This window comes from Limnohabitans sp. Rim8, assembly GCF_945901735.1.
In the GTDB taxonomy this organism is placed as follows: domain Bacteria; phylum Pseudomonadota; class Gammaproteobacteria; order Burkholderiales; family Burkholderiaceae_C; genus Limnohabitans_A.
The window spans coordinates 1-15,089 of the sequence record NZ_CAMDLM010000054.1; the positions used below are offsets into that span (position 1 = coordinate 1).

Consider the following 15,089-nt stretch of genomic DNA (forward strand, 5'->3'; position numbering starts at 1 on the left):
ATCGCCCCGGCCCCGCACCCCGACCTCTCACGTGGGTGTTTCGCGACAGACGCCAGACACCTCTTTCCTGTGCTGTCGTCAAACGCTCATCCCAGCCTGCAAAGCGTCTCTAGAATGGTATAAAACTCCCTTTTTGCATGCAAAATAATGCATGTACTCCACCCTTAAGAGACCACTCACATGAACCAAGCCTACATTTGCGATGCGATCCGTACCCCCTTTGGCCGTTACGGCGGTGCCCTGTCCAGCGTGCGCACCGACGATCTGGGCGCTGTGCCCCTGCGCGCCCTGATGGCGCGCAACCCCAACGTGGACTGGGCCTCTGTCACCGACGTGCTGTACGGTTGCGCCAACCAAGCCGGCGAAGACAACCGCAACGTGGCCCACATGGCCAGTTTGCTGGCCGGTTTGCCGATTGACGTGCCGGGTGCCACCCTCAACCGCCTGTGCGGCTCAGGTTTGGACGCCATTGGCACCGCAGCCCGCGCCATCAAAGCTGGTGAAGCCGGTCTCATGATCGCGGGCGGTGTCGAGAGCATGAGCCGCGCCCCGTTCGTGATGCCCAAGGCCGAAACCGCCTTCAGCCGCAACAACGCGGTGTACGACACCACCATTGGCTGGCGCTTCATCAACAAGTTGATGAAAGCTCAGTACGGCGTGGATTCGATGCCCGAGACCGCTGAAAACGTGGCCACCGACTACAAGATCGAGCGCGAGGCGCAAGACCTGATGGCCTACAACAGCCAGATGCGCGCCGTGGCCGCCATCCAAGCCGGTCACCTGGCGCGCGAAATTGTCGGCGTGAGCATCCCCCAGAAAAAGGGCGATCCGATCATGGTGGACACCGACGAGCACCCCCGCGCAACCAGCCTCGAAGCGCTGGCCAAGCTCAAAGGCGTGGTGCGCCCCGACGGCACCGTGACCGCAGGCAACGCTTCGGGTGTGAACGATGGCGCTTGTGCCTTGCTGTTGGCCGACGAAGCCACCGCTGCCAAAAATGGTTTGACGCCCAAGGCCCGCGTCGTGGGCATGGCCACGGCCGGTGTCGCGCCTCGCGTGATGGGCATTGGCCCGGCGCCTGCGACCCTCAAAGTATTGGCGCAGACCGGCTTGACGATTGACCACATGGACGTGATCGAGTTGAACGAAGCCTTCGCCGCGCAGGGCCTGGCGGTGATGCGCATGCTGGGCCTGAAAGACGACGACGCCCGCGTGAACGCCTGGGGCGGCGCGATTGCGCTGGGTCACCCGCTGGGTGCATCGGGTGCCCGTTTGGCCACCACGGCCATCAACCGCCTGCAGCAGACCGCGGGCCGCTACGCGCTGTGCACCATGTGCATTGGCGTGGGCCAAGGCATTGCGCTGATCATTGAGCGCGTTTGAGTTTTGCCCAGCAGGCAGTGCACTGCTGCTGGGTCAATCTCGCATCAGGAATCCCCGATCGCGGCTCACTGCGCCTCGATCTTGCGATCGGCCACGATCCGGCTGAGTTGGCGGATCTCGCCGTCCACACGGGTGCGAAATTCCACCGGCGTGTTGGCCTGTGGGCGACCACCCCAGTCGATGAGGCGTTGTTTGACCGCAGCTTGGTCAAGCACAGCACGGAGTTCACGGTTGAGCCGATCGACGATCGCTTGCGGTGTGCCTTTGGTGCCCGCGATGCCCAGCCAAGAATCGAACACCACCCCCGGAAAACTGTCCGCCACAGAAGGCACGCCTGGCAGGGCGTTCTGACCTGCTGGCGCGGTGGTGGCGAGCACGCGTACCCGGTTTTCCTTGAACAGCGGCGCTGTGGTGGTCATGGTGTCGATCATCACGTCCACCCGACCGGCCAGCAATTCCATCATCGGCGCCGTGCCGCCTTTGAAGGGCACATGTGTGGCCACACCGCCGCTTTCGGCCATCAGCCATTCGCCAACCAAGTGCATCGCCGTGCCCACGCCCACCGAGGTGTAGGTGTAGCGGTTGGGTTCGCTTTTCACGCGTTGTATGAAATCATTGAACGAGGAGATGGGCGAGTTTGGCTTGACCGACAGCGTCAGCGGATAGGTGGTGACGGTGGAGACCCAGGCGAAGTCATTGACCGGATCAAAGGGCAGGTTCTTTTTCATGGCGGCATTGCTCGAATGCCCACTGGGCAGCAGCACCAGCGTGTAACCATCCGGTGCAGCTTTGGCCACTGCATCGGCGGCGATGTTGCCGCCTGCGCCCGCGCGGTTTTCCACCACCACAGGCTGACCGAGTCTCTCACCCAAGGGTGTGGCAATCAGTCTGGCCACCATGTCGCTGCTGCCACCGGGCGCAAAGCCCACCAGCAGTTTGATGGGCCGCGTGGGCCATGCGTCTTGCGCTTGGGCCATGTCCATGCCGGCCATCAGGCACAGAGGCAGCACCCATGCGCGGCCAAGCATGTGGCCAAGGCTGCGGACAGGGTGGTGAATCGTGGAACTGTTCATCGGGGGGTCTCCTGAAAAGGGATGTGGGTCTGATGCGACAAGAACAAGTGACGTGTCATGGTTGAGAGGATCGTGGTTTTGCAAAGGCGTCAAGACGATCTTAAAAGACCGCTTGGCTCATGCGTCGTCTCGAATGCCGTTGCGCAGCGTGCCAATCGCATCCACCACGATCTCGCACACATCGCCGGGCTTCATGAATATTTGCGGGGTGCGTTTGTTGCCCACGCCACCGGGGGTGCCTGTCACGATCACGTCGCCAGGCGACAGCGGGATAAAGGTCGAGATGTAGGCGATCTGGCGCGGAATGCTGTGGATCATCTTGTCGGTGGTGGTGTCCTGCAGCACTTGGCCGTTCAGCACGGTTTGCAGGCGCATCACTTGCGCAGGCGCAATCTCGTCGCTGGTGACCATCCAGGGGCCAAAGCCGCCAGTTTTATAGAAGTTTTTGCCGGGTGTCCACTGCGAGGTGGCCACTTGCCAGTCGCGCACCGAGCCGTCGTTGTAGCAGCTGTAGCCCGCAATGTGATCCCAGGCGTCTTCTTCTTTGATGCGGCGGCCACCTTTGCCAATGATCAAGGCGATTTCGGCTTCGTAGTCCAGGCGGTGCGACTCGGGCGGGCGCACGATGTCCTGTCCGTGCGCGACCTGCGAGTCGGCCAGGCGTAAGAAGATCGTCGGTACTTCGGTCACTTCACGGCCGGTTTCGAGCACGTGTTCGCCGTAGTTAAGACCGATGCAAAAGATCTGACCCGGATTGGGGATCACCGGCAGCAGCTGCAGTTGCGAGAACTTGAGCGTCGCCTTGTGCGCCTTGGCCGCATCGGCGGCTGCACCGAACAGGTTTTTGGCGATCAGGGTTTTCAGGTCGGGCGCTTGTGCACCCAGGATGGCGCTCAGGTCGAGCACGTCGTCGCCGTTCACGACACCGTAGGAGGGCACGCCTTGGTTCAAAAAGCTGATGAGTTTCATGGAGGATCTTTCAGTCAAAAGGAGAGGACAAGCATCAGTGCAGCCGCGCAGAAATTTCGCGTGCGGCGCGCTGGATGAGGGGGGTGAGCTTGGTCTGGTCGATCACCGCCATGCGTTGCACAGTGGTGACCAGAGAGAGTGCGCCGATCACGGTGCCGTCGGTCTGCTGTAAAGGCACCGCGAGCGCAGCCAAAGTGGTTTCGAGTTCGCCGTTGGAGAAATAAAAACCGTCCTTGCGGATCTGGCTGTAGTAACGCCGAAAGCTGGGCCAATCGGTGGGCAGCCCGGCTGCAGCCACCGCCTTGCTGTGGGTGTCCAGCAGCTTGTGTAGCTGTGGCGTGGGCAGCCCTGCCAGAATCACCTTGGGTGCGCCGCCTTGAAACAGCGGGCGCGGGCGTCCACGGCCATAACTCAAATTGGCAGGCATGGTGCCGAATTCGCGGTGGGTGTCCAGCAATTGGTCGCCGTGCAGGCTGGAGACCACACAGTCAAAACCGGTCTGCGCCACCAGTTCTTTCATGAATGGCACGCCACACTGCAGCACCGGGTCGGCCTGGCGGATGAAGTGGTCCAGTACCACGATGCGGGACCCCAGCGTGAACTGGGCATCGCTGCCGCGCCGCAACAGGCCCGCATCGCTGAGGGTCTTGAGGTAGCGGTAGCTCGTGGGCAAGGACACCCCCAGCGATTCGCTGATGTCTTCGGCGCTCCAGTGCAGGCGCTGGTCGGAGAACAGGTCCAGCACGCTGAGCATGCGGGCGAGGCTGGTGTCGGCTTTGTCTGCTTTATCGGTCATGGTGGGTTCTGTTTAACATCCGTGGGCCAAGGCGCCCGCAGTGGGCAGCACGGCGCTGATGCGATCGAGCTCGGCACCGCTTTGGGCCACCCCCAGAATGTAGCGGTCCGGGCGCAGCAGCACGGCGCGCACGCCTTGCTGGTCGAGCCAGGCTTTGACCTCGGGGTCGCGCGCAGGCACGGTGACCACGCCTTGCGCCTGCCAGCGCTCACGGGTGTCTTCGCTGACTTCAGCCAATACGGTGTCCTCACCCAGGACGGCAAAGTTCAAGCCCAGCAGCGTGTCCAGCAGATGGCCATTGGCCAGCGTGGGTTGCGGGAAGACTTGGGCCACCGCTGCCTGTTCTCCTAGCCAGACACCGGGGCCCAGGCGCGGCGTCGGAAACTGGAAGATCTCGGGCTGCCCCGCTTTGAACTTGGCATCGCGTTCGATCGCCGCCTGCGGGTCGGTGGTCTGGATGATGTCGCCCAGCTTCACGGCCAGGTCGATGAAGGCCTGCACATGCGGTGAACGTTCGCTCTCGTAGGTGTCCAGCAGCGCATCGTTTGCACGGCCGCGCAGCACGGCGTCGAGCTTCCAGGCCAAGTTCGACACATCGCGGATGGCCGCACACATGCCCTGGCCCAGAAAGGGCGGCGTCTGGTGCGCAGCGTCACCGGCCAGCATCAAGCGGCCTAGGCGCCAGCCTTCGGCCATCACCGAGTGGAAGGTGTAGATCACGGCGCGTTCGATGTCGGCTTGCTCGGGCGTGACCCATTTGCTCACCAGATGCCACAGTGTTTTGGGCTGGACCATTTCCTCCGGCTTGTCACCGGGCATGAGCATGATTTCCCAGCGCCTGCGGTTGCCGGTCACGTTGCAATACGTCATGGGGCGTGCCGGGTCACAGTGCTGCACCGTGTGGTCGGGCAGGGCGGGGACATCGGTTTTGAGCCGCACATCGAACACCAGCCAAGGTTGGTGCAGGCCCAGATCGCGCATGCGGGTGTTCAGCACTTTGCGCACCAGCGAGCGGGCTCCGTCGCAGCCGACCACGTAGCGGGCCTGCACGGAGACGGGCTGTTGCGTTTGCAGGTCGGTGACTTGCAGGGTGGCGACTTCAGCGCCCTCTTTGATGGCGGTGACTTCGTGGTGGGTGCGCACTTGCACTTGCGGGTAGCGTTGCAAGCCAGACCGCAACACGGCTTCGAGCTCGGGTTGGTGAAAGTAGTGGTTGGTGGCGCAGCCGTGCGGGCCAAGTTCTTGGGTGCCCGCACGGATCAGCAAGGTTTCCCCAGCGGCGTTGTTGAAGTACATGCCTTTGAGGCCCGGGCGCGAGATGGTTTCGACCTGCGGGCGTAAACCGGTGGTCTCGAACACCCGCATGGTTTCGCCGTCGAAATGGATGGCGCGGGGCAGGGGGTAGATCTCGCCCTCGCGCTCGAGCACCAGCACCGACAGGCCATATTGGCCCAACAAATTGGCCAGCGTGGCACCCGCCGGGCCGTAGCCGATGATGGCGACGTCAAACACTGTCTGGTTCATGCCTGGTAGCCCATGAGTTGCTGCATTTCTTTCACCCACTCGGCGCGGCTGCGAAATTTGGGTCGGCTGCGCGCCAGTGCTTCCGCGGTGGCCATCACGGCTTCGTCGCTTTGGTCCAGGTCGATCGGTTCGCGCAGCGGCTGCTCGCAGTACCAAGGCATGTCCAGGAACACCTCCAGGCGGTTGCCCTCGGGGTCGCGAAAGTAGATCGACACCGCGTTGCCATGGCTGGTGCAGACCAAGTCGCTCACATCGGGTTCGGCCTGAACGCGGTCTCGCACCGTGCGCAGCGAGGCCAGGTCGGGCACGCGCAGCGAAATCTGGTTGATCACGCTGAACGACAGGTCCGCAGGGCGGCCTGTGGCCAGCACGATCTGGTGGTGTTCGGACGGATCGCGACTGAGGAAGACCAGCTGCACAGGTCCCAGGTCGCCGCGATCGGTTTCGAAGAAGCACATCACGTCTTTGTAAAAGCGGGCCATGCGTTCGAGGTCGCGCACATAAATCCCCATGTGGCTGAAGACCAGCGAATTGGACTGGGCAAGTGGCTGGATCATGATCACTCCTTTTGCAAAAATTGCATCCATTTTATTTTGAATGGGCGATAAAAAACTAATGGTTTATCCCATAGTGATAATTTCAATGATTTGGAAAAATGTTGGCAGACTGCAATGTCGTGACCATCCACCTCTAGGAGACACTTAATGAACCGCACCACCCGCCACATGAGCCTGGCCACTTTGGCCTTGGCTTTGTTCAGTGCCTTGCCCGCCATGGCCCAGGACTATCCGAACAAGCCAATCAAGATCATTGCCCCCTTCCCTGTGGGCACAGGCCCCGACGCCAACACACGTGAAATTGCGCTGGAGTTGTCCAAGGCGCTGGGGCAGTCGGTGGTGGTGGAAAACCGTCCGGGCGCCTCCACCATGATTGGGATGGAAGCCGGCGCCAAAGCCACACCCGATGGCTATACCCTGGTGATGGGGTCGACCACTTCGATGTCGGTGTTGCCCTACACCTATGGTGCCAAAGTGCCTTACAAGGTGGAGCGGGACTTTGTGCCCATCAGCGTTGTGGGGCTGTTGAACACAGCTTTGACCGCCCATCCGAGCCTGCCCGAGAAAAATGCGAAGGAGCTCATCGAGCGTCTTAAAAAACAGCCCGGCTCCTTGACGTCGGCCACTTCGGGGGTAGGCAGCTACTCCCATCTGGCCGGTGAGTGGTTTGCCTCAAACGCTGGGGTCAAGATCAATTTTGTGCCCTACAACACCTCGAGTCCTTATGCGGATTTGGTGGCGGGTCAGGTGAATGTGATTTTTGATGCTTTGCCCGCAGCCATCGGCAATGTCAAGGCGGGCAAGCTGAAGATCTTGGCGCTGACGGGCAAGACGCGACACCCCAACTTCCCGGATGTGCCCACTTTTGCCGAGTCGGGTTTGCCTGACTTCAGCCCCACCGCCTGGATTGGCTTGTTTGCGCCTGCGGGCACACCTGCTGCTGTGGTGGCCAAACTGGGCGAGGCCATGCAAAAAGCCACAGCGCAAAACCCCGAACTGATCGCCAAATGGCGCTCCTATGGCGGTGATCTGAGGGCGCAGACCCCGGCCGAATTTGCAGCCTTCCTCAAACAAGACGACGCCCTGTGGGGCCCTGCCATTCGCAAAGCTGGTGTGAAGCTGGACTGAAGCATGAAGACCCGTCGGCAACTCATCCAAACGATCTGGGCGGCGAGTCTGACGTCCCTGACCTCTGTCGGCCGCGCCCAGGCGTGGCCCGCCAAACCGGTACGCATCGTGGTGCCATCGGCTGCAGGCAGCCCTTGGGACCCCATGGCCAGGCATTTGGCAGACCGTTTGTCCAAAGTTTTTGGGCAGCCCTTCATTGTGGAAAACCGCTCTGGGGGCACCGGGCTCATCGGCATGGACCAGGTGGCCAAAAGCAGCGACGCCCACACCTTGGGCATCATGTTCATGCCGCACACGGTATTGCCCGCCTTGGTCGCCAAGATGCCTTACGACACTTTGAAAGACATCGTGCCCATCAGCCAGACGCAGTGGACCTACAACGTGCTCGTGGTCCGCAGCAACATGCCTGTGCGGGATGTGAGCGGTTTGATGGCGTTGGCCCGCAAAAGCCCAGGCAAGCTGATTTACAGCTCTGGTGGTGCAGGCTCGCCCGCGCATTTGATGGGCGAGTATTTCAAGCAGCTGACCGGCACCTTCATCTTGCATGTGCCCTACCGGGGGCCGGTGGCGGCATTGCAAGACCTGATGGGCGAGCAGGTGGACATGATGTTCGCCTCGTTGGCTGCAGCGTTGCCCCACATCAAAAGCGGTCGTTTGCGGGCCATCGCGGTCACGGCGGCAGAACCGCTGGAAGTCCTGCCCGGTGTTCCGACTTTTGCCCAAGCTGGATTCCCCCAGTTTGATGTCCGTGATTGGGCGGGTCTGGTGGGGCCAGCTGCGTTGCCGCCAGCGGTGGTCGAGCGGCTCAATGCCGAGGTGGGCAAAGCGCTCACTGAAGCGGGTCTTGAGCAAAGATTCTCCCAGCTGGGGGTGTATCTGCAGACCAGCACGGTGGCCGGATTTGGCGAGTTGGTAAAAAAAGAAATCCCCAAATGGGCGGACGTGGCGCGCCGCTCGAACATCAAAATGGAATGACAAACATGAGCGCATTGATGGCAGAAGAACAACGCCGCCAAGCCATGCTGGGCGGGGACATCGCGACGCTCGAAGCCTTGCTGTCGGATGGGCTGGTCTATGTGCATTCCACGGGAGGCCGTGATACCAAGACCACCTATCTGGACAAATTGGCCAGCGGCAGCCTGAAGTACCTGACTTTGTCTTTTGAAGACTTGCAGTTGCATGCGGCAGGCTCGGGCGAAATGGTGACTGGACGGATGTCGGCCGAGGTGATCATCGGTGGTCAGTCCAAATCGATCCGCAGCTTGTTTCTGACGGTGTGGATGCCCGAGCTTGGCGCAGATGGGCAGCAATGCCTGCGCATGCTGGCGTATCAGGGGACATCTGGCCCCGCCTGAACGGCACCTGCAAATGACCCATTTCCTCTTCATCGTCGCCGACGATCTGGGCTACGCTGACTTGGGCTGTTATGGCGGGCGCGAGGACGACTTTGGGTCTGTGTCACCGTTGCTGGACCGTCTGGCGGCCCAGGGTCTCAAGTATGTGAATGGGTATTCGAACTCGCCCGTGTGTTCCCCCACACGGTTTGCATTGATGACCGGTCGCTACCAATACTGGGTCCGGGGGGCCAGTGAAGAGCCTTTGTTGGGGTCCACGCGTGGCCATCCTGAAATGGGGCTTCACGCTGACTTGCCGACATTGCCGTCCATGCTCAAGGCGCAGGGGTACCACACGGCCTTGATTGGCAAGTGGCATCTTGGATTTCGGCCCCATTTTGGCCCTGAAAAGTCGGGCTACATGCACCACTTCGGCCCCATGTCGGGGGGCGTGAGTTATTACGGCCACACCGCGCGTGGGCCTGACTCGGATCTGGAGCTGGACGGGCAGCCCTACGATGAGCCGGGTTACCTGACCGACCTGATCTCCAGGCGAGCCGCGCAGTATGTGCGCGACCGTGCGGCCCAAGGTCAAAATTTTTTTCTGAGCTTGCATTACACCGCGCCCCATTGGCCTTGGGAGACGCGGGCTCAGGGCCAGATCAACCCCGAGATCGTCAAAGACATCATGCACCTCGACGGTGGCAATGTGGAGACCTACCGCACGATGATCCGAGAAATGGACGAAGGCATCGGATGGGTGGTGGAGGCTTTGCGCGAGACTGGGCAGCTGGACGATACGCTGATCATTTTCACCAGCGACAACGGCGGCGAGCGTTTCTCGGACAACTGGCCCTTGGTGGGCGGCAAGATGGACTTGACGGAAGGGGGCATCCGTGTCCCCTACATCGTGCATTGGCCCAAGGGGATTGCCCAGCCTGGCAGCGTCTGCACACAACACTGCATGACCATGGACTGGACCGCCACCGTGCTGGACATCGCCCAAGCGCAGTTGCCTGCAGGCCATGCGCTGGATGGTGTGTCGATGAGATCGACCATGCAGGATGCTCAAAAGACCTTTGAGCGACCGATGTTCTGGCGGATGAAATACAAGCAGCAGCGGGCGCACCGCGACGGTGATTGGAAATACCTCCAGGTCGACGGCCACGAGTACCTGTTCAACCTGTCAGAAGATGCCAGGGAGCGGGCCAATCAGGCACACCGTCAGCCGGACAAGTTCAAGGCCATGCGGGCGGCCTGGCTCGAATGGAATGCCCAGGTCCCGCCTGTGCCAGAAGATGCCCGGGTGGATGTGGCCTATACCTTGCGCGACATGCCGGCAAGGTGACCCGCTATGAGGTGCTCGTGGATGGGGTGCCGTTTGGCCACCAGCCCCTTCGGGGGCTTTTTTGTGCCTGTTCGAGTTCTTCTGCAGTGACTGCAATTTCCAGCCTCAGCAGCGCCGCGCCCATGGCTTTGCCCAGGTTGTCCAGGCGCAGGTTGCGTGCGCCGCCGCCTTGCAGCGCGCCGTGCAAGACGAACTTCAGGGCCAAGATGTTGGGCAGTGGCCAGGCATCCACCTGCCCCGGGAGCCAAGGCGCGAAGTGGGCTTGCACTTTGGCGGCAGTGACTTCGCGCTCGAGGATGCGGTAGCCCGCTTCGTTCCAAGCAAACAGCCCAAAGTCCACCCAGTCGGCCTTGTCGCCGCTGCGGGCGTGGGCCAATTGGACCAGAGGAATGCGCAGGGTTTTGCTCATGACTGCACCTCCAGCATCTCCAGGCGGGCTTGCACCCGGTCGCGCGGGATCAGCGTGGGCCAGATGCCCAGCAACTCGCTGGTGTTGTTCAGGCCCTGAAAGCCGCAGGTGTAGGCAGGGCCGCTCAACGCCATCCAGGGAAAAAGCCGCCCAAAGCCATCGGCCACCGCTTTCACCGGGGTGCGCAGCACCATGCGCACCCAAATTTCGGCGCGCTCATTCAGTTCGGCCGCAGGGGGCAGCGGGGCCAGTGGACCGTGCGCCGAGTTCAGGCCGGGGTATTCCACAAACAGCTCGTCAAACGGCATTTTTCGCTCATGCAGTTGACTGCGGATCATGGCTTCAGCCGCCTGCACTTTGTCCCAGGCGTCGGGCCAGGAAAAGCCCCAAGTGATCTCGGCCTTGTAGCCATCCTTGAAGCCCGCCACCACCTTGAGTTGATCGGTGGGCGCGCGGCCTTGGGCGCCGGTCAAGCGAACGCGGTGCTGGCCTTCGTCGGTCAATTGGATCTGGCCGATGTCGAGCACCACATCGGGAGAAAAATAGGCGTGCGGGTTGTGCACCTCGTACAGCAGCTGCTGGCGCACGGTGTCAAAGTTGACCAGCCCGCCGGTGTCGGGCGCCTTGGTGATGAAGGCCGTGCCGTCTTGCCAGACCTCGGCGATCGGGTAACCGATGTGTGCCAAATCCGGGATGTGCTGCCAATGGCCTTGGCTGCCGAAATTGCCGCCACTGCCCTGGCCCGAGCATTCGAGCAAATGACCCACCGTCAGGCCCTGCGCCAAGCGGTTGAAATCTTCTGTCGTGACCGCATCCTTGAGCTTCCAGCCCAGGCCATGCACCAAGGGCCCCAGAAACAGCGCCGCATCGGCCACGCGGCCGGTGATCACAATGTCAGCCCCTTGGTCCAGCGCCGCCACGATGGGTTGCGCGCCAAGGTAAGCGTTGCCAAACACCAGCCGCTCGCGCAAAGGGGTCACATCGGCGCCGTTCATCAGGTGGTCAAAGCGGGTGTCGGGTGCTTGCAGCAAGGGCAAGACATCGTCGCCACTGACCACCGCGATGCGCGGGTGCCAGCCTTTGGCCGCGAGCGCGGTTTGCACCGCCTGCGCCGCGCCCATGGGGTTGAGCCCGCCCGCGTTGCAAACGAACTTGACCCCGCGCGGCTGCATCAAGGGCCACAGGCGCATCAGCAGGGCCACCACATCGCGGGCATAGCCCAAAGCAGGGTCGCGTTGTCGGTCTTTTTGCAAAATGGCCAAGGTGAGTTCGGCCAGGTGGTCGCTGGCGATGAACTGGACTTGGCCGCGCTCGATGCTGGCCACCACGGGCTCCCAGTTGTCGCCATAAAAGCCCAGCCCCGAACCGATGCGAATGGATTGCGTCATGGGGCGATATTGAAGCCTTGTGCAGGGACAGTAATGGGGGAGAACCCCTAGGGAAAGTCTCGCGTAAGACATACATAATCGCACGGTCGTTCGCAAATGCTTTGCGCGGTGCTGAAGCAGTGCCCCACCCAGCCCAGCGAACTCGGCCAGACAGAACCAAGAGGAGACAGGTGTGCAATTGCTGCAACTGCTGATCAGCGGTGTGGCCCAGGGCTGTATTTACGGACTCATTGCCCTGGGTTTCGTGCTGATTTATAAGGCCACCGAAACGGTGAGCTTTGCCCAGGGCGACCTGATGATGGTGGGGGCCTTTTCAGGCCTGGCCGCCATGACGCTGCTGGGCTTTCCGTTCTGGATCGCGGTGCCTTCGGCCATCGTGGCCATGGGCATTTTTGGTGTGCTGCTCGAGCGCCTGGTCATTCGTCCCATCTTGGGGCAACCGGCTTTTTCCATTGTGATGCTCACCATTGGTGTGGGCTATGTGCTGCGCGGTCTGATCACCATGATCCCCGATGTGGGCACCGACACCCACACCCTGCCCGTGCCTTACGCGGGCGAAGTGCTGCGCCTGGGCGGTCTGGTGATTGCAGCCGAGCAAATGGTGGTGATCGGCGCCACCGTCATCTTGTGCTTGGGTTTGTTTGCCATGTTCAAGTACAGCAAGCTGGGCGTTGCCATGCAGGCGGCCTCGCAAAATCAGTTGGCCGCTTATTACATGGGCATCCCGGTCAAGCAGATCAATGGTCTGGTTTGGGGTCTGGCGGCGGCCGTGGCGGCGGTGGCGGGCTTGCTCTTGGCCCCCATCACCTTTGTGCACGCCAACATGGGTTTCATTGGCCTGAAGGCCTTTCCCGCAGCGGTGGTGGGCGGCTTTGGCAGCTTACCCGGCGCGATTGTGGGTGGGTTGGTGATCGGCATCGTTGAGTCGCTTTCGGGCTTTTATCTGCCCGAAGGCTTCAAGGACATTGCGCCCTTCATCGTGGTGTTGCTGATGCTGGTGCTCAAGCCCAATGGCTTGTTTGGCGAGCAACTGCGCAAGAAAGTCTGAGGCCCGGCATGCGTTTTATTTTCAAAACCGATTACAACCAGGACGTGAAGCTGGCCAAACATGGTGGCCATGTGTTCTGGTACAGCTTGCTGGGCTTGGTGCTGGTGGCCGCCCCTTGGGTGGTGGCCGAGTACTGGCTGGCGCAGCTGACCTTTGTGCTGATCTATGCGGTGGTGGGCTTGGGGCTGATGCTGCTGGCGGGTTTCACTGGCTTGTTCTCTTTGGGCCACGCGGCGTTCTTGGGGGTGGGGGCCTACACCCAGGCCGTCATGGTCAATGCCGGGGTGCCGTTTCCGCTGGCGCTGGTGTGCGCGGGCTTGTTTTCGGCCATCGTGGGCATCATCGTGGGTTTGCCAGCGCTGCGCGTCAAAGGCATTTACCTGGGCATGGCCACGTTGGCCTTTGGCTTCATCGTTGAAGAAGGCATGGCCCGCTGGGAAAGCGTGACGGGTGGCAATGCGGGCTTGATGGTGGGTTATCCCGCCATCGGCGGCTGGACGCTGGACAGCACCGAAGAGTTTTATTTCCTGTGCCTGCTGGTCACCGTGGGGGCCACGCTGGCCATCGTGAACTTGCTGCGCTCGTCCACCGGACGTGCCTTTGTGGCCATCCGTGATTCCGAAATCTCGGCTCAAAGCATGGGCATCCACTTGGCGCGTTACAAGACCTTGTCTTTCGCTTTGTCGGCCGCACTGGCGGGCATTGGCGGCGCTTTGTACGCGCACAAAATCCAGTTCCTCTCGCCCGAGCAGTTCAGCATCATCCAGTCGATCGACTTGTTGCTGATGGTGGTGATTGGCGGTTTGGGTTCAATCCATGGGGCTTTCTTGGGCGCGATTTTCCTGATCGTCATGCCCCAGCTGATTTCGATCGGCAAAGACTTTTTGCCAGCCGCTATTGGCGGTGCCGCTGGTTTGCAAGGCACGGTCTACGGCATGGTGCTGATCGGCTTTGTGCTGTTTGAGCCCATGGGCCTGTATGGCCGCTGGCTCAAGGTGCGCACCTGGTTCCAGTTGTTCCCGTTTTACCGCCGTGGCCTGTTCAAGCGCCAAAAATCGTTCCAGAAGTCGGACCGCCTGAAATGAACGCAGACATCCTTTTATCCGCCCAAGACCTGAGCGTGCGCTTTGGCGGCGTGCTGGCCGTCAACAAGGTCAGCTTCGACGTCAAGCGCGGCGAGGTCTTCACCCTGATCGGCCCCAACGGCGCTGGCAAGACCACCGTGTTCAACCTGATCAGCCGCATCTACACCCCGACCACAGGCGTGATCGACTTTGCTGGGCCGCAAGGCACGCTGCGACTGACCGATCAGCTAGCGCACCAAATTGCCGGGCTGGGCATTGCCCGCACCTTCCAGAACATCGAGCTGTTCGAGCACGCGACCGTGCTGCAAAACCTCTTGATCGGCCGCCACACCCACCGCAAGACGGGGCTGTGGAGCGAAATGTTCTTCACCCGCAAAACCCGCGCGGGTGAGATTGAAGCGCGTGAAAAGGTCGAGGAAGTCATTGATTTTCTTGACCTGCAACACCACCGCGATTCGATGGTGGCGGGCTTGCCTTATGGCGTGCGCAAAGTGGTCGAGCTGGCCCGCGCGCTGTGCACCGAGCCCAAGCTGCTGCTGCTGGACGAGCCATCGTCTGGCCTGAACGTCGAGGAAACCGACGACATGGCGTACTGGATCTCGGACATCAAAAACGAGCTGGGCATCACCGTGCTCATGGTCGAGCACGACATGAGTTTGGTCTCCAAAGTGTCGGACCGCGTGCTGGCCATGAGCCAGGGCGAAGAAATCGCCACTGGCACGCCCAGCCAGGTGCAAAGCGACCCGGGCGTCATCGAAGCCTATTTGGGCTCGGTGGAAGATGTGTCTGCTTTGCGTCGCGAAAATTACGTACCCGGAGGTGCCGCATGAGCGCAGCCACCCAAACCCTGAACACGTCGGCAGAGGCGGCCGATGACAACGTGATGCTAAAGCTGCTCAACGTGGAAAGCGCCTACGGCCCGATCAAGGCGATTCGCGGCGTGAGCCTGCAGGTGCGCCAAGGCGAGATTGCCACTGTGCTTGGCTCCAATGGCGCGGGCAAGACCACCATCTTGAAAACCATCAGCGGCATCATCGACCCGCGCAA

Annotated in this window: 16 protein-coding genes; 9 read left to right on the forward strand and 7 right to left on the reverse strand. The window is 61.3% G+C overall.

Annotated features, from left to right (window positions below):
* Positions 1 to 180: 180 nt before the first annotated feature.
* Entirely contained in the window at positions 181 to 1,383 is a 1,203-nt protein-coding gene (gene pcaF / locus Q0O99_RS16955; protein WP_293753152.1) for a 3-oxoadipyl-CoA thiolase, read from the forward strand.
* Between the two features lie 65 nt (positions 1,384 to 1,448).
* On the opposite strand, the gene Q0O99_RS16960 is transcribed toward pcaF, so the two are convergent.
* From Q0O99_RS16960 to Q0O99_RS16980, 5 genes are all read right to left on the reverse strand, one after another.
* On the reverse strand, positions 1,449 to 2,456 hold the full coding sequence (locus Q0O99_RS16960) for a tripartite tricarboxylate transporter substrate binding protein (protein ID WP_293753153.1): 1,008 nt from the start codon (positions 2,454 to 2,456) through the stop codon (positions 1,449 to 1,451).
* A 117-nt stretch (positions 2,457 to 2,573) separates the two neighbouring features.
* Positions 2,574 to 3,425 (reverse strand): fumarylacetoacetate hydrolase family protein, encoded by an 852-nt coding sequence (locus tag Q0O99_RS16965; protein ID WP_293753154.1) that lies wholly within the window; start codon positions 3,423 to 3,425, stop codon positions 2,574 to 2,576.
* Between the two features lie 34 nt (positions 3,426 to 3,459).
* Positions 3,460 to 4,221 carry an IclR family transcriptional regulator gene (locus Q0O99_RS16970; protein WP_293753155.1) on the reverse strand — a complete coding sequence of 254 codons (762 nt, stop codon included), beginning with the start codon at positions 4,219 to 4,221 and terminating at the stop codon, positions 3,460 to 3,462.
* Between the two features lie 12 nt (positions 4,222 to 4,233).
* Entirely contained in the window at positions 4,234 to 5,745 is a 1,512-nt protein-coding gene (locus tag Q0O99_RS16975; protein ID WP_293753156.1) for a bifunctional 3-(3-hydroxy-phenyl)propionate/3-hydroxycinnamic acid hydroxylase, read from the reverse strand.
* On the reverse strand, positions 5,742 to 6,302 hold the full coding sequence (locus Q0O99_RS16980; RefSeq protein ID WP_293753157.1) for a VOC family protein: 561 nt from the start codon (positions 6,300 to 6,302) through the stop codon (positions 5,742 to 5,744). Before Q0O99_RS16980 ends, Q0O99_RS16975 begins: the two co-directional genes overlap by 4 nt.
* A 147-nt stretch (positions 6,303 to 6,449) precedes the next feature.
* Here Q0O99_RS16980 and Q0O99_RS16985 point away from each other — a divergent pair, with 147 nt between their 5' ends.
* Genes Q0O99_RS16985 through Q0O99_RS17000 form a run of 4 tightly spaced genes read left to right on the forward strand, consistent with a single transcriptional unit; the run spans position 6,450 to position 10,112 of the window.
* Positions 6,450 to 7,430, forward strand: coding sequence for a tripartite tricarboxylate transporter substrate binding protein (locus tag Q0O99_RS16985; protein ID WP_293753158.1), 981 nt, complete (start codon positions 6,450 to 6,452; stop codon positions 7,428 to 7,430).
* 3 nt (positions 7,431 to 7,433) lie between these two features.
* Positions 7,434 to 8,405, forward strand: a complete 972-nt coding sequence (locus Q0O99_RS16990; protein ID WP_293753159.1) for a tripartite tricarboxylate transporter substrate binding protein — start codon at positions 7,434 to 7,436, stop codon at positions 8,403 to 8,405.
* Between the two features lie 5 nt (positions 8,406 to 8,410).
* Entirely contained in the window at positions 8,411 to 8,785 is a 375-nt protein-coding gene (locus tag Q0O99_RS16995; protein WP_293753160.1) for a nuclear transport factor 2 family protein, read from the forward strand.
* A gap of 13 nt (positions 8,786 to 8,798) precedes the next feature.
* Positions 8,799 to 10,112: a sulfatase-like hydrolase/transferase gene (locus Q0O99_RS17000; RefSeq protein WP_293753161.1), complete on the forward strand. Its 1,314-nt coding sequence runs from the start codon at positions 8,799 to 8,801 to the stop codon at positions 10,110 to 10,112.
* 4 nt (positions 10,113 to 10,116) lie between these two features.
* Here the strand turns inward: Q0O99_RS17000 and Q0O99_RS17005 are convergent, their stop codons facing one another.
* Positions 10,117 to 10,521, reverse strand: a complete 405-nt coding sequence (locus Q0O99_RS17005; protein WP_293753162.1) for a hypothetical protein — start codon at positions 10,519 to 10,521, stop codon at positions 10,117 to 10,119.
* Positions 10,518 to 11,909, reverse strand: a complete 1,392-nt coding sequence (locus tag Q0O99_RS17010) for an acyclic terpene utilization AtuA family protein (protein ID WP_293753163.1) — start codon at positions 11,907 to 11,909, stop codon at positions 10,518 to 10,520. The genes Q0O99_RS17005 and Q0O99_RS17010 overlap by 4 nt, the downstream gene beginning before the upstream one ends.
* 172 nt (positions 11,910 to 12,081) lie before the next feature.
* On the opposite strand from Q0O99_RS17010, the gene Q0O99_RS17015 reads away from it, so the two are divergent.
* The 4 genes from Q0O99_RS17015 to Q0O99_RS17030 all read left to right on the forward strand — a co-directional run.
* Entirely contained in the window at positions 12,082 to 12,957 is an 876-nt protein-coding gene (locus Q0O99_RS17015) for a branched-chain amino acid ABC transporter permease (protein WP_293753164.1), read from the forward strand.
* A gap of 8 nt (positions 12,958 to 12,965) precedes the next feature.
* Positions 12,966 to 14,042: a branched-chain amino acid ABC transporter permease gene (locus Q0O99_RS17020; RefSeq protein WP_293753165.1), complete on the forward strand. Its 1,077-nt coding sequence runs from the start codon at positions 12,966 to 12,968 to the stop codon at positions 14,040 to 14,042.
* The gene (locus Q0O99_RS17025; protein ID WP_293753166.1) at positions 14,039 to 14,872 is read left to right on the forward strand and encodes an ABC transporter ATP-binding protein; all 834 of its coding nucleotides are present in this window, start codon (positions 14,039 to 14,041) and stop codon (positions 14,870 to 14,872) included. Before Q0O99_RS17020 ends, Q0O99_RS17025 begins: the two co-directional genes overlap by 4 nt.
* On the forward strand, positions 14,869 to 15,089 hold a 221-nt coding region (locus Q0O99_RS17030), incomplete at its 3' end, for an ATP-binding cassette domain-containing protein (RefSeq protein WP_293753167.1). The genes Q0O99_RS17025 and Q0O99_RS17030, both read left to right, overlap by 4 nt.